The sequence below is a fragment of the Bartonella occidentalis genome (assembly GCF_037070875.1).
Classification (GTDB): Bacteria; Pseudomonadota; Alphaproteobacteria; order Rhizobiales; family Rhizobiaceae; genus Bartonella.
Genome location: NZ_JAYMZJ010000001.1, coordinates 361,031 through 376,770 on the forward strand (window position 1 = coordinate 361,031; position 15,740 = coordinate 376,770).

At 39.0% G+C, this 15,740-nt stretch carries 6 protein-coding genes and 1 tRNA gene; 3 read left to right on the plus strand and 4 right to left on the minus strand.

The window, feature by feature from the left end:
• Positions 1-26: 26 nt before the first annotated feature.
• The 4 genes from WCP78_RS01565 to aroA form a co-directional block, all read right to left on the minus strand.
• Positions 27-8,621 (minus strand): glycoside hydrolase family 94 protein, encoded by an 8,595-nt coding sequence (locus WCP78_RS01565; RefSeq protein WP_336278757.1) that lies wholly within the window; start codon positions 8,619-8,621, stop codon positions 27-29.
• A gap of 196 nt (positions 8,622-8,817) precedes the next feature.
• Positions 8,818-10,518: a 30S ribosomal protein S1 gene (rpsA, locus tag WCP78_RS01570; RefSeq protein WP_336278758.1), complete on the minus strand. Its 1,701-nt coding sequence runs from the start codon at positions 10,516-10,518 to the stop codon at positions 8,818-8,820.
• Positions 10,519-10,651: 133 nt separating this feature from the next.
• Positions 10,652-11,299 carry a (d)CMP kinase gene (gene cmk, locus WCP78_RS01575; protein ID WP_336278759.1) on the minus strand — a complete coding sequence of 216 codons (648 nt, stop codon included), beginning with the start codon at positions 11,297-11,299 and terminating at the stop codon, positions 10,652-10,654.
• The gene (gene aroA / locus WCP78_RS01580) at positions 11,296-12,624 is read right to left on the minus strand and encodes a 3-phosphoshikimate 1-carboxyvinyltransferase (protein ID WP_336278760.1); all 1,329 of its coding nucleotides are present in this window, start codon (positions 12,622-12,624) and stop codon (positions 11,296-11,298) included. The genes cmk and aroA overlap by 4 nt, the downstream gene beginning before the upstream one ends.
• A gap of 189 nt (positions 12,625-12,813) precedes the next feature.
• On the opposite strand from aroA, the gene WCP78_RS01585 reads away from it, so the two are divergent.
• The 3 genes from WCP78_RS01585 (at position 12,814) to ilvD (ending at position 15,597) form a co-directional block, all read left to right on the plus strand.
• Positions 12,814-13,191 (plus strand): TIGR02300 family protein, encoded by a 378-nt coding sequence (locus WCP78_RS01585; RefSeq protein ID WP_336278761.1) that lies wholly within the window; start codon positions 12,814-12,816, stop codon positions 13,189-13,191.
• A gap of 114 nt (positions 13,192-13,305) precedes the next feature.
• Positions 13,306-13,381, plus strand: a tRNA-Ala gene (locus WCP78_RS01590).
• A gap of 374 nt (positions 13,382-13,755) precedes the next feature.
• On the plus strand, positions 13,756-15,597 hold the full coding sequence (gene ilvD, locus WCP78_RS01595; protein WP_336278762.1) for a dihydroxy-acid dehydratase: 1,842 nt from the start codon (positions 13,756-13,758) through the stop codon (positions 15,595-15,597).
• Positions 15,598-15,740 lie beyond the last annotated feature (143 nt).

Here is a 15,740-nt window from a genome sequence, read left to right on the forward strand (position 1 = left end):
GTTTTGGGCAAGGGAGAAAAAGCTTGTTATTTTTTCGGTTGTTGAGCTTTAAGAGTACGTATAATTTTATGTCTGCCGGTTTTTTCTAATTTTATCCCTCCACAAACTTCGGCATGTTTTTGACCATTAACACTGAGTGTATTTTGGTTTCCCCATTTGACTTTAATTTTATAAACAGCGCTATCAAATTGCATTTTTGCTTCATATTCTGGCCAGGAAGAAGGCAAATTAGGGTGTAAAAATAACAGATTATCTTGACGGTGAATTCCAAGAATAGCTTGTATTGCAGCGTGATAAAACCAACCGGCTGAACCTGTATACCATGTCCAACCACCTTGCCCACGGCGTGGTTCAGTTGCGTAGATGTCTGCAGCTATTACGTAGGGTTCAACACGATAAATATCTGGATTGTTCCCATGGGTAATTGGGTTGATCATCGAAAACAAAGCATAAGCTTTGTCTTTTTCACCCATTTCAGCAAGTGCTAAAATACTCCAAATAGCGCCATGAGTATATTGACCACCATTTTCTCTAACTCCTGGCGGATAACCTTTTATATAGCCAGGTTCGAGGGTGCTTTTATCAAAAGGCGGCCAAAAAAGACGTATAAGTTTGCCTTTTTCATCGTAAAGCCGCTTAAGCATTGAGTCCATAGCTCGTTTTTGGCGTTCAGGCGAGGCCATTTGAGAAATGACAGCCCAAGATTGAGCAATTGTATCAATCTGGCATTCATCATTGATTTTAGAGCCAAGGGGAGTTCCATCATCAAAATAACCACGTTTATACCAAGCTCCATCCCAACCGTTTTTTTCTAGAGCTTTTGTTAAACGTTTAAGATATGTACTCCATACTTTTACATGAGCCTTATCACCACGTGTTTTGGCTAGATCAATGAATATTTTTAATGTGATGCCCAGAAACCATCCTAACCAAATGCTTTCTCCTCTTCCTTCAATGCCTACTAAATTCATGCCATCATTCCAATCACCGCCTAAAATAAGTGGAAGTCCATGTGGCCCACAGCGTTTGATCGCAAGATTTAAAGCTAAAACACAGTGTTCATAAAGTGTTGCAGTTTTTGGAGATTGTGTGGGTTGAAAATAAGCATCATGCTGACCTGTACTGAGAGGGTTTCCTTCAATGAAAGCAATTTGGGTATCAAGAAATGCATAGTCACCAGTGGTGTTGACATAAAGCGCTGTTCCATATACGAGCCAAACGATATCATCAGAAATCAGTGTGCGGACGCCAGAGTTAGTATCAGGAAGCCACCAATGCTGAACATCACCTTCTGGAAATTGGTGCGCTGCAGCATGTAACAATTGTTCTCGTGCGATTTGTGGCTCCAGCAATAATAAAGACAAGCTATCTTGCAACTGATCTCGGAAGCCAAATGCACCACTGGCTTGATAAAAAGCTGCACGTGCCATCATACGGCATGAGCGGATTTGATAAGGAAGCCAATTATTGACCATAATATCAAAAGAGGGATCTGGTGTTTTTACTTGGAGAGGAGAAACGAAATTACTCCATTGTTGCTTTTGTTTCTCTAATAAAATTTCAAAATCACTTGTGCGCACTTGATCTAGCAATTTTTCAGCTTCTTGCATATTTTCAGTACTGCCAAGATAGAATATTATCTCTTTTTTTTGTCCTGGTAACAGGTCAATATCATAGGTGAATGCCGAACAAGGATCACATCCTGCTTCAATCGTATTTGATAGAGCACCAGCTTTGCGGATAGCATGCGGATGTGTAACTGTTCCTGTTGAGCCAATAAATTCAGTGCGATTAGTGGTGGTGCTGGTTGGCATTTCGGATGCTGATAAAAATGCCACTCGTTGTGACTTTTCGATATGATAGGGATTTTGAATGAAATGTGTACCGCATTTGGAATCATAAGAAGGAATAATAAAGGGGGCATATTTTGTGCGGACATTTCCCAAAACCCATTCAACATAATTATAAAGACGTAAGCTACGTGGTTTTGTTCCTTCATTTTTGAGTATAAGACGAGAAAGGCGAACAGGTTTTTCTTGATTGAGAGTATGAGTGAGTTCTAATGCGATCTCTGAATGTGTGGATTTAAAAGTTGAGAATCCAAAACCGTGACACGCTTCATATTCAACATTTTCATTACATTCTACAGCAGAAACAGGAGAAAAACGGGTTAAAGAAGAACGATCTACAATATAAAGAGCTTCTCCTGGGCGGTTAGAAATGGGATCATTAGCCCAAGGGGTTAATTGATAATCACGACTATTTTGAGCCCAAGTAAAAAGTGCGCCTTCAGCAGACACGTGAAAGCCAAAATTGTGGTTAGCAATGATGTTAATCCACGGGTGTGGTGTGGTATTGGATCCGTTAAGACGTGTTATATAATAATTATGCTCATTAAAACCACCATAACCATTCCAATATTTTAGATCTTCTCCATAAGCAGGAGAAAAGGGTGATTTTTGTTCACTGATAAGACCAATGGAAGCAAAAGAGCTTTGCTCTGTTTGTGCTATTATCTGTTTTCTTTTGTTACATTTTTTGTAGTGTAATTCATAATGCAATTCTTGACTATTATGGGTTGCCAGATCAAAATTACTATCATCAATATGATGTTTAAGCTGTTCAGACAAAGATCCATTTTTAGCCTGAAGGATAATGCGAGCCGATGCAAGGAGTGTCTGAAAGCTTTGCTCGCTCAACTGATCGCGTCGAAGTGTAAAAATATGTTGGTGTTCATCAATTTTGTTAATATGTTGACGGTAAGGTTCACATATCCATTCAATAGCGCATTGCGTATTTTGTGTATAAGAAAATGCTTGTTCGTTTAGGATGACAAGATCAACAGTTAGTTTGCGCGTACGCCAATATTCATGTGCTTTAAGTAGCTCACGTAATACAGTTATGTCTCCTTCATTATTTAATCTGAGAAGACAGATAGGATAATCGCCTGAAATGGACATTGGCCAAAGATCAGACTTTTTTCCAAGAGTCTTTGCTAATATTGCAGAAGGAAGACGCCATGTTCGGTTGGGGTAAATAAGTGGTGTTGCATATTTTTGGTAAGTAATAGCATCTTTAAGGTGGATGCCTTTTTGGTATAATGATACTTGTGAGCGTGTCCAAGCCATTGAAAGTTCTTGCGGGAATATGTCGGGTTGTCGATAGTGTCTGATATGATTGAGCAATGTTTCTTTTTTATTGGCTGCAAAAGTCCAAAAAATAAGTTCTGCTTTTTCATATGCTGGAATTTTTATATAGCATCGAATAGAGACGATCGGATCAAGAACACAACCTTGACTGTTGCTGAATCGTGCATTTTGATCGAATGCTGCGGGTCTATGAAGGGATCGACCTCGGCCAATAAACAGCGCACGATCAGTCTCAGCTTCTGTTTCTTGGATAATATCAGTTGTACAGGTGACAAAATGAGCAATATAGATCTCAGGATCATGGGGTGAGCGTTTACGTCTTTTGGCAAAAATTGTTCTTCCTTCTTCAGCAATTTCTGTTTCTATAAACATGCGCGAAAAAATAGGATGAGCGCAATCCGTATCCATTGTTGCTAGTGCTAGTTCACCGTAAGATGTAACTTCAATAAAGCGATCTTTGTTTGTTGTATTCATAAGTTGGATACGTCTGCCTTCGCCATTGCCTTCAGAAGTAACAAGACATTCAAGTGTTGATTTTATGCCATTAACTATTTTTGTATATTCAGCTTTTTCATCTGTAAAAATGCTGATCCCTTCTTCTTCAACAATACGTGTTGGTTCACTGGTAACAGACCACCAATGCCCACTATGCGTATCACGTAGAAAGAATAAAGTACCTTGTTGGTCTTCTGTCATATCAGGAATAAAGCGTGTAATCGTATAATCGTGCCAACGACTGTAACCAGAACCATTAGCCGTTAACATAATAGAGTAAAAACCATTGGATAAGAGCAAAGTTGAGCGTGGTTTAAGCAATGGGTTCGTAATAATACGCAAAGGAGCTTCGTCAAGTTCTTGAGCATTTTTGCGCATATTATTAACAGTTTTGGTCTGAATGATAGGAATGTGATGCGGAGCTCTTTCTTGTAATAAAAATTGTACAGCTTCAATGACAGGATCACAGTGAAACCGATCACGCATACGTCCTTGAAAAATGACATTATTAACAGCAAGAATGGACATGCCATGATGGTGTGCATAATAATTACGTACAATAGCGTATTTTTTGCCTGTTTGTACACGTGAAGGGGTGAAATCAACGGAATCGTAATAACCATATACTCCTAAGGCTCCAAGGTTACGAAGTCGCTTTAAATTTGTTACAGCATGAGCAGGCATGTATTGTGCAGCTAAAAGACTAGCATAGGGCGCAATAACAGCATTGCGTGAGAGACCACGTTGGAGTCCGAGGTTTGGGTCACCAAAATTAGCGTATTGATAATTCATTAAATGGTCGCGCGCATTAAATGCAGCTTCTGAAATACCCCATGGTAACCCTCGCTTATGAGCATATTGTATTTGATGACGAATAATCAATCGATTGGTCTGATCTAATATAGATCCTAAAGGTTCATGTGTAATGAGAGACGGCATTAGATATTCGAACATGGATCCAGACCATGATAAAAGAGCGCCTTTCCAACCGATTGGGATGAGTAATCGTCCAAGATGAAACCAATGTTTAAGTTTTAGATCTCCTTTTGCGATTGCGAAAAGGCTTGAAAGACGTGCTTCTGAAGCTAGAAGATCATAACAACTATCATCGAGCTTATTTTCTTGAACACGATAGCCAATGGACAAAAGATGCCGTTTAGGCTGCTTTAAAAAGTCAAATTCCATATCAAATGCTATCTGCCGTGCCTTTACAGCTAAATTGTTCAATTTTTTGCTTAGTTTTTTGGTATTGTAGTTATTGATGATATCATGGTGATGAGCTTCACAGGTTTCTACAAGGCATTTTGCCCAGGATAGTGCACGAGCAGATTCTACCGTTTGGATTTTTTGATCAAGTTCACCTATTAAATGTAGGACATTATTGGCAATATGAGAAAGGTTAAGAATGCAGGCAGCGATAGAATCTGACTTTTTTGTAAGAAGAACATTGGCAGTACAATGAAAATAAGCAATTTGCTCTTCTATTTGTTGGCGTAAGGAACGCGGAATATATTGATTATCTGGAATTTCTTTGACAGTTTCCTCAAGAATAGTATTTACATCGCATAAGCCTTCCTGATCACTTTGCAAAAAAATATAAGGTGTTTCAGACCATTTATGTAAGCCTGAAGAGAGTGTTACTAAATGGCCAGCAAGGTTTCCTGAATCAACAGTTGATACATAAGTTGGTAAGAGAGGTTTAAGTGTGTCCGTTGCATACCAATTATAGAGATGGCCACGAAACTTTTCCATTTTTTCAAGAGAGTTTAATGTGGATTCAACACGCTTAATAGTTTCTTCCAAACTAATCCAGCCAAAATCACGAGCAGCAATAATGGAAAGAAGATAAACCCCAATATTAGTAGGGGATGTACGCTGAGCAACAAGAGCTTCAGGATCTTCTTGGAAATTATCAGGTGGTAAGTGATTATTTTGTGCATTGACAAAGGTTGTATAATAAAGCCACGTTCGTCGGGCAATACATCGTAATGTTTTTCTATCCTCTGGGGATAGCTTAAGGGTATCTTGAAACGTTGAGGGTTGGCTGACAATCCATGCAATCAAAGGTGAAAAAAACCACAATAGCCCGAAAGGTAAAGCGATGAAGCTTGTGAGAGTGTGAGAAAATATGGGTGGAGATACGGTGATAACACCAATAAGTGATGCCGGCCACATCATCAGGACATAGAATCGCAAACTGTTAGGAAGCGATTTTGTTGTAGCTGAAGATTTCCATTCAAGGAGATGTTTTTTTGAAATGTTCATGCGATAAAGTGTTCGGATAATCGCATCAGTCATAAAATAAGCTGAATGAGCAAGAAATGTAACTTTAAGAAATATGTCTGCTAATGTAAGGGTAGCTTTATTTAAAATTGACTGGAGTTGGCAGAAACAAGATTGATCAACATTGGATGGAATAAGAGTCTGTAATACACCTAAAATTGGTGAAATAAAGAGACTAAACAGCAAGAATATTTGCCAGATAATTGCTATCTTTAATGGTAAAAAAGACCACCCTGCGGTTGCTGCTATTAACCACATGAGAGGTGTAAGAGAACGGCGCAGGTTATCCTGCATTTTCCAACGTGTAATAGAACTGATTTTACGGCGAGAAAAGAGGTAAGGTAATAGCTGCCAATCACCACGAATCCAGCGGTGATAACGGATAACATCAATATTATAGGCTGTTGGATAGTCCTCGATTATTTCTACATTACTAACAAATGCAGTATGTGCATAACCTCCTTCCAAAAGATCATGACTAAGAACTGTATTTTCTTTAATTTTTCCATCAAGTGCTTTTTCAAACGTATCAATGTTGTAAAGACCTTTGCCAATAAATGTTCCTTCTCCTAAAAGGTCTTGATAAGTATCAGAAACAGAAAAAACATAAGGATCAATACCACGGTTAGTGGAGAAAACACGTTGTAAAATTGATGTTTCTTTTCCTGTCGTAAGAGAAGGTGTAATACGAGGTTGTAAGATACTGTAGCCTTTTATAATATTTCCACTTTGTGGGTCAAAAACAGGGTGATTGAGTGGATGATTGAGTTTTCCAACAAGTTTTTTGATGCTTTCGGGGGTTAGACGGGTATCTGAATCTAACGTCATCACAAATCGGCAATCCATGGGGAGATGCGGACTTGGGGAATAAAAGCTTGTGTTTTTATTGCCTCTTAATAACAGATTAAGCTCATGGAGCTTGCCCCGTTTGCGTTCCCATCCCATCCAGCAGTTTTCGCTAGTATTATAAAGGCGTCGACGATGTAAAAGAAAAAATAGAGGAATATCATCACGATAATAACGGTTATTAAGTTTATCTATACTTTTTTGCGCATAGTGCAAAAGATCAAGATCTTCTTGCGTTTCTTCTAATGAAGCGTCTATCCAGTCTGTGATAAGTGCGAAATGAATGGCGCCTTTGGAGTTGGAAAGATAGTGTACTTCAAGATTGCGCACTTGTTCATCAATATAATCGCGTGATGTGATTAAAGTAGGTACTGCAACCATTGTGCGTGCATGTTGAGGGATACCGTCTTTATATTCATAACCAATAAGTTCTCTCGGTGGGATAACCCATGAAATAATGGTATTAAAGAAGGCAAAAGCAGCATCCATAGCAGGAAAAAGTGCTAACGCGGTGAAAAGGAGGAGCATCCATGGTGTGATTTCAGATGTTCGTAATAGAATGTATACTGAAAGTAAAAGAACGAATGTTAAAAAAGAGACAGGAATTACAAATGTCCTGATCTTTGAATAACAGTAAGCTTGTATCCATTTCACGAGAGAAAATTGATTGCATCCACAAGCTTTTTCAAACACACAACGCCCATCATCGACGAGATACCACCCAATAGAAAAACTGTTATGGTGAGAAGTAATTTCGGGGGAAGAATGTGTCATATCTATAACTTTGCGTGCAACTTCCAGCTCACTAAGAGGCGAAATGCGTGCAATTTTTTCTACCGCTTGTCGATAGATATTACGTGAGTGAGAATCAATTTCGGAAAAATCACTATTTTCACGCAAAATAGAATCTACAACGCTAACTGTTTCAAACCATATTGTCCAGTCAACGTCATCAATAGCTTTAAGAGCACGAACAATATTGCTCATGGTTACACCGTCCGCAGCTTGTCGACTATGCTCATCGGCTGTTACAATTTCTAGGTTGGTGTTTTGGCTATGCAATTGCTCTTCAAGCCAAGTTAATGCTGTTGTTGAATTAAAAGGTGTACTCCGCAGGCAATAAAACAAATGAGCTGAAAAAGTTGAGTCAGAAACCCATGTGTCATGCAAAGAAAGAAGAGTTTGTAGTTTTATTTTATTTTTTTCAAGAGAAATTTGATCAGCTACTTGGTAAGCAAGATGGCGCATATACCGTTCTTTTTCAATACATAATGAAAGGCGACGTGCATTTTCAATTAGTAACATTTGTATAATAGAAGGTAATGCCCATAATTCACCAATAGTGAGGGCACACACATCTTGAAATCCACGGATCATAGCTGTGAGTGTTTCTTGTGAAAATCCGCTATCCGTATGAGCAATGTAAAGCCAAGCTAAAGCAAAGATGCGTGGTATTTCTTTTTTTTGTTTATATAGAGGAAGCTGTTTAATGAAAGATTTGGATAAGCTGCGGCGTAGTTGTTGGATAGTTTTGTCAAGAGTATAATGGTTATCAATGAGCCATTGAGCAGATGGCGCAATGGTTTCATTGTTCCGTGCAGAAATATCGCTAGTGTGAAAGGTATGAAGAATAAGTTTGGCATTTTCGCTCAATCGCTTGTGGAAATTTTGTACTCTTTTATATTCAGGAAGTAAAATTTCCTCACCAGAGGCTATAGCGCGACCTAATTTATAGAGATCATCCTGTGATTTATAAGGTGAGCGAATAGGAAGGTTAGTTTCAGTAAGACAATGGATTCTTTGGGGTTTAGAAAAAAAACACTTCATGAAAAATACTTTAGGCGCCATAATGTTTTATTATCATTCAATTACAATGACTTTTTACTTAATAGTCTGTTGGCATTTCTACCTTGTAATAGGGTTTGTATTTTAAGGTATTTATGGTTTTTTAACAAAACGATTGAAAAATTAAGAATGTAGTTTCATTAAACAATAAAAAAGGCCACTAAGTGAATTAGTGACCTAAGTTTAATCTGTTTCATTATTAATCTTGTTCTTGTTTCTTCAATGCTGCCCCAAGAATATCGCCAAGAGAAGCGCCTGAATCTGTAGAACCATATTGGGCAACAGCTTCTTTTTCTTCTGCAATTTCTAAAGCTTTGATGGACACTGAAAGTTTACGTGTCTTTTTATCGAATGCAGTAATGCGAGCATCAACTTTTTGGCCAATAGAGAAACGTTCAGGACGTTGCTCATCACGGTCACGCGCTAAGTCAGTGCGGCGAATCACTGTTTCAAGATTGTGGTCAATCAATTTTACATTAATGTCATTGTCATTGATTCCAGTAACTTCACATGTTACGACAGCGCCTTTTCGGAGTTCGCCAGCAGCAGCAGCTTCCCCAACTTTATCATTAGACAATTGCTTGATTCCAAGAGAAATACGCTCTTTTTCAATGTCAACATCAAGAACCACAGCTTTAACGACATCACCTTTAGTATAAGTATCAATGACTTGTTCACCAGGACGGTTCCAGTCAAGATCAGAAAGATGAACCATACCATCAACATCACCTTCTAACCCAATGAAGAGGCCAAACTCTGTTTTGTTTTTGACTTCTCCTTCAATTTGTGAGTTTACAGGGAACTTATTGGCAAAAGCCACCCATGGGTTTTCAAATGTTTGCTTTAAACTAAGAGAAATACGGCGTTTAGAAGGATCAATTTCCAGAACAACTACTTCTACTTCTTGTGATGTAGATAGAAGTTTTCCAGGGTGGATATTTTTCTTTGTCCAACTCATTTCTGAAACGTGGATCAATCCTTCAATTCCTGGTTCGATTTCAACAAAACCACCGTAATCAGTAATATTGGTAACAGCACCAGTAATTTTTTTACCAATAGGATATCTAGCGCTGATGCTTTCCCAAGGGTCACTTTCAAGCTGTTTCATCCCAAGAGAGATGCGGTGCGTATCTTGATTGATACGAATAATTTGAACTTTAATAGTTTGACCAATTGTCAAGATTTCAGATGGGTGATTCACGCGCCGCCACGCCATATCTGTGACGTGTAAGAGACCATCAATTCCACCAAGATCAACAAAGGCACCATAATCAGTGATATTTTTAACTACACCTTCAACGATTTGGCTTTCTTCGAGATTTTGAACGATTTCTGAACGCTGTTCAGCACGGCTTTCTTCTAAGACACTACGACGTGATACAACAATATTTCCACGACGACGATCCATTTTCAAAATTTCAAAGGATTGAGAATTGTGCATTAATGGTGAAACATCGCGAATGGGACGAATATCAACTTGGCTACGAGGTAAAAAGGCAACAGCACCATCGAGGTCGACTGTAAACCCTCCTTTTACTTGGCTAAAGATTATCCCATCGACGCGCGCACCAGCATTGAATTTTTCTTCCAAACGAATCCAGCTTTCTTCTCTTCGTGCTTTTTCACGGGATAAAACAGCCTCACCCATCGCATTTTCAATGCGTTCAATGTAAACTTCAACTTCATCACCAACTTGCAAGGAACCATCTTTTCCTTTAGTGCTAAACTCCTTGAGTGGGATACGCCCTTCGACTTTAAGACCAGCATCAATAATAGCCATGTCTTTTTCGATCGCAATGACACGACCTTTAACAACGGATCCTTCATTGAGATCATTGGTTTGGAAAGATTCCATTAAAAGGGTTTCAAATTCCGCTGTTGTGGGATTATATTGTGACATAAGAACTCCTGATACACTACCTTTATTGCAAAAGGTATAAGCGCTAGGTTAGTGTTAATACTAAGTAATTTACTGCCTTATTTCTTAATCCAGGAAGAAAAATTAGCGCTAGGCTAGAAATTACTTTATGACTCTACCTAACTCCATGGGCTTTTATAATTGGATCAATAAAAGTACATGCAGCTATGAATGTTGCTTCTATACTCAATTCTGATGTATCAAGCAAGTGGGCGTTTTGTGCTGGTTTTAGGGGGCTTTGTTTGCGGGTTATATCGCGGTTATCACGTTGTTTAAGATCGGTAAGAATTTCATTATAGTCGGCTTGGAATCCTTTTTTTAAAATTTCCTGATGACGGCGTTTTGCACGTTCTTCAACATTAGCTAAAACATAAAGCTTAATGTTTGCATCAGGGCAAACGATAGTACCGATATCTCGACCATCAAGTACACTACCGGGTAAAATTTGTGCAAAGTTACGTTGTTTAGCAACAAGAATTTCACGTGCAGCTGGTATAAGTGCTATTTGTGAAGCTGCTTCACCAAGCTCATGAGAAGAAAGAATTGCTGGATTTAGAGTATTAAAATCAAGTTCTTTAGCATAAAGAATAGCACTTTCTTCATCATCGAGCGCCAATTTTTGTTGCAAAAGGGCATAGGCAACACCGCGATAAGTAAGTCCAGTATCTAAATAGTGAAGACGATAATGAGCAGCAATTTTACGCGCTAATGTTCCTTTTCCTGAGGCTGCTGGTCCGTCAATTGCAATAATAAAAGGTTTCAATTGATGTTTCCCCCGAGCTGTTGCATGAAAGGAATAAATTTTGGAAAGCTGGTAGCAATCATTCTTTTATCATCAATAGTGACTGGTTTTTCTGATGCTAGACCAAAGACAAGAAAACACATAGCAATGCGATGATCGAGATGTGTTATGACATGTCCTCCACCCAATCCTTTAGCAGAGCTTTTCCCATGAACGATGAGAAAGTCTTTACCTTCTTTACAATCTACGTGGTTAACTGTGAGTCCTTGGGCAATAGCAGAGAGTCGGTCTGATTCTTTAACACGCAACTCTTCGATTCCTAACATAACTGTCTTACCCTCAGCAAAGGCTGCTGCTACGGCTAAAGCGGGATATTCATCAATCATAGACGGAGCTCGTTCTTTGGGTACAGTTACGCCTTTTAACTCTGATGATTTTACCCGAAGATCGGCAACATCTTCTCCACCTGTTTTGCGTTGATTCACAAGTTCAATATCAGCTCCCATTTCCCACAATATTTCTATAAAACCTATGCGAGAGTCGTTTATGAGTACATTTTCGATGGTTATATCAGAACCTTCTACAAGCAGAGCTGCAATAAGTGGAAAAGCTGCAGAAGAAGGATCACCAGGAATATCAATAGTTTGTCCAGTGAGATGTGGCTGGCCGTTGAGATAAATAAAACGTGTACCTTTTGCATCCACTTCTATTTCGAGTTCAGCACCAAATGTTTTTAGCATTTTTTCCGTATGGTCTCGAGTAAGAATCGGTTCAATAACAGTTGTGGTGCCGGCAATATTGAGTCCAGCAAGAAGGACGGCTGATTTAACTTGGGCAGAAGCCATTGGAATACGGTAGCAAATAGGGTTAGCCATTTTAGGGCCATAAAGTGTTAAAGGGAGATGGTTGCCATGTTTGGCATCAATTTCAACACCCATTAAACGCAGTGGGTCAAGAATACGCCCCATTGGCCGTTTAGAGAGAGAGGAATCACCAATAAAGGTTGTTTTCATATGATAAGGGCCAACCATACCCATAACCAGTCGTGCACCTGTTCCAGCATTACCAAAATTTAAAGGCTCTTGCGCCTCTAAGAGGCAGCCATTACCGGTTCCACGTATGATCCAGAGATCATTGTTTTTATGAATAGAAGCACCCATAGCTTGCATAGCAGCAGCGGTATTTAGAACGTCATCGCTTTCAAGTAATCCATGAATATATGTTTCACCATTTGCCACCCCTCCCAATATCAGAGATCGATGAGACATGGATTTATCTCCAGGTATTTTAATTTTTCCAGAAAGATTGGCGGATTGATAGGCAGTTATAGGTATTGCTTTTTTCATAGAAATTCTATTTAATTTCATCTAAAATTTTATTGAAGTAAGTCCCTTTTAGCATATGCTTTGAAAGACGTCATGAGGAAATCCATGTGAAATGATGTATTTATCTTTGACAAAGCTATTGTCTTTCGATTAAGCACCATAAAATTCATATTTTAGTGGAATTATAGTTAACATAAAGAGGCACGGTTCATGGCAAAACAAGAACTTGGAACTAAACGTGTTGATCCAGAAACAGGAAAGAAGTTTTATGATCTTAACCGCGACCCCATTGTGTCGCCTTATACAGGAATTTCTTATCCTCGTTCTTATTTTGAGGTTGCAGCAGCTGAGGCAAGCAGCGACGAAGAAGTTGATGCTGAAGAGCTTGATACAGCACTTGAAAAGTCTGCTTTTATGCTTCTTGAAGAAGATGTGGATGATTCTAAAGATGATGACCTTCCTGATTTAGGAGATAGTGACGTGGATCTTGGTGATGACGATGATACATTTTTATCTCATGATGAAGATGACGAGGATAATGACGTTAGCGGTATTCTCGGAGGTGGTGTTTCTAGCGATGATGATTAGAAAAGTGAGAATGTGTTCTTTTCATTAAAATAAATTCTTCTTGATATTCGGCTTTTCTCACTTTAGAAAAATTTCTAGGTTATTTCTTTTTGAAGGAAAAAGTTTGTTTTTTGTGGGGCTATAGCTCAGCTGGGAGAGCGCTTGCATGGCATGCAAGAGGTCAGCGGTTCGATCCCGCTTAGCTCCACCAACAAGGACAGATGTTTTTAGCAGGGTATCATAATATTATAATAATTTCATAACAGCGTGTTTATTTGGTATATCTTCTGCTGATTTTTGATGTTCGCGAGGATTTGATTCTTATAAAAGTTGAAAAGAAGATTAGCGGCATCTTTGTGGTTTGTAATAAAAGAGAAAAAGTGAGTTGCTTATCGCATATATTATAAGAAGCATCCAAGACTTTTCCTAGGAGCCTTAAGATATGGTATTATATGAGGGCTTGTACAGGGATTGGATTATCGTGATTTGAGTGTTTTTATTCCTAATACCGTGGTGTAGCTCTTATTGTTTATGATTGAGTTGTAGTACAACAGGAAACATGGAATTATTTTAGGGGAGAAAATAATGTCTTCTTACCGTTCAAGACTATCAACTCATGGACGCAATATGGCAGGAGCTCGTGCCCTTTGGCGTGCAACAGGGATGAAAGACGCTGACTTTGGTAAACCTATCATTGCAATCGCAAATTCTTTCACACAATTTGTGCCAGGACATGTTCATTTAAAAGATCTTGGGCAACTGGTTGCTCAAGAGGTAGCTGTTTCTGGCGGTATTGCGAAAGAATTTAATACAATTGCTGTAGATGATGGAATTGCTATGGGGCATGATGGAATGTTGTATTCTTTACCTTCGCGTGAAGTTATTGCTGATTCTGTCGAATATATGGTCAATGCTCATTGTGCTGATGCGTTAGTGTGCATTTCCAATTGTGATAAAATTACGCCTGGAATGTTAATGGCTGCTCTACGCTTGAATATTCCAACAATTTTTGTTTCAGGCGGTCCTATGGAAGCAGGTAAAGTTAAATGGAAAAATCAAGAGCTTACTGTTGATTTAGTTGATGCAATGATTGCTGCGGCTTCAGAGCATAATTCAGAAGAAGAGGTTGCTGAAATAGAACATGCTGCTTGCCCTACATGTGGCTCTTGTTCAGGAATGTTTACCGCTAATTCTATGAACTGTCTTACTGAGGCATTAGGGCTTTCTCTTCCAGGAAACGGATCAATGTTGGCAACACATGCGGATCGTCGGATGCTTTTTGTGGAGGCTGGACGACGGATCGTTGCATTAACCAAGCGTTATTATGAAGAAGGTGATGAGACAATTTTGCCACGTTCTATTGCGTCTCGCAAGGCTTTTGAAAATGCAATGACTGTTGATATTTCTATGGGAGGGTCAACCAATACTGTATTGCATCTTTTAGCAGCAGCGCAGGAAGGTGAGGTAGATTTCACCATGGATGATATTGATCGTCTTTCGCGTCGCGTTCCTGTTTTGTGCAAGGTTGCGCCTTCTGTTGCTAATGTGCACATGGAAGATGTTCACCGCGCTGGTGGTATTATGGGACTTTTAGGGGAATTAGATGCGGCTGGACTTATTGATACTTCTGCTTATACGGTTCATGCAAAAACGATGAAAGAAGCTCTTAGCTGTTGGGATATAAAACACACTAATGAACCAAGAATTCATGAATTTTATCGTGCAGCACCAGGTGGTATTCCGACACAGACTGCTTTTAGCCAATTTCGTCGCTATGATACCCTTGATCTTGATCGCGAAAAAGGTGTGATTCGTGATGTTCAACATGCTTATTCGCAAGATGGAGGATTAGCGGTTCTATATGGAAATCTTGCAGAAGATGGCTGTATTGTAAAAACAGCAGGTGTTGATCAGTCAATTTTAACATTTAAAGGTCCAACAAGAATTTTTGAAAGCCAAGAATCAGCTGTTTCCGCGATTTTGACTGATAAAATTAAATCGGGTGATATCATTTTAATTCGTTATGAAGGTCCACGCGGTGGTCCTGGAATGCAAGAAATGCTCTACCCAACAAGTTATTTGAAGTCCAAAGGATTAGAAAAGGTGTGTGCATTTGTAACAGATGGTCGTTTTTCAGGGGGAACTTCAGGGCTTTCTATTGGACATGTTTCACCAGAGGCTGCTGAAAGAGGAGAAATCGCTTTGGTAGAAGAAGGGGATATAATAGAAATTGATATCCCTAACCGTACCATTCATATGTTAGTTGATAATGTTGAACTTATGCGGCGTCGAGCTGAAATGGAAAAAAAGGGGAAAACAGCTTGGCAACCAGTTGAGAAGCGTAAGCGTAAAATTTCAAAGGCTCTTAAGGTGTATGCAGCTATGACGACTTCTGCTGCAAAGGGTGCGGTTCGTAATGTTTTATAAGATAGAATTTATCTATAAAAAATAAGCTCGTTTCTTTACAAATATTTTTACATGTTCCGTGTGGTAATATTTAAATAAGTTTGTTTTATCGGTATAGAGAAAATGTTTGGAGCTACGGTTTTTGTATGACTTTAAGGCTGCTA

Coding starts and splice junctions, on each gene's coding strand:
- ilvD (WP_336278762.1), top strand. CDS start 13,756: ATGTCTTCTTACCGTTCAAGACTATCAACTCATGGACGCAATATGGCA.
- WCP78_RS01585 (WP_336278761.1), top strand. CDS start 12,814: ATGGCAAAACAAGAACTTGGAACTAAACGTGTTGATCCAGAAACAGGA.
- rpsA (WP_336278758.1), bottom strand. CDS start 10,518: ATGTCACAATATAATCCCACAACAGCGGAATTTGAAACCCTTTTAATG.
- aroA (WP_336278760.1), bottom strand. CDS start 12,624: ATGAAAAAAGCAATACCTATAACTGCCTATCAATCCGCCAATCTTTCT.
- WCP78_RS01565 (WP_336278757.1), bottom strand. CDS start 8,621: ATGGCGCCTAAAGTATTTTTCATGAAGTGTTTTTTTTCTAAACCCCAA.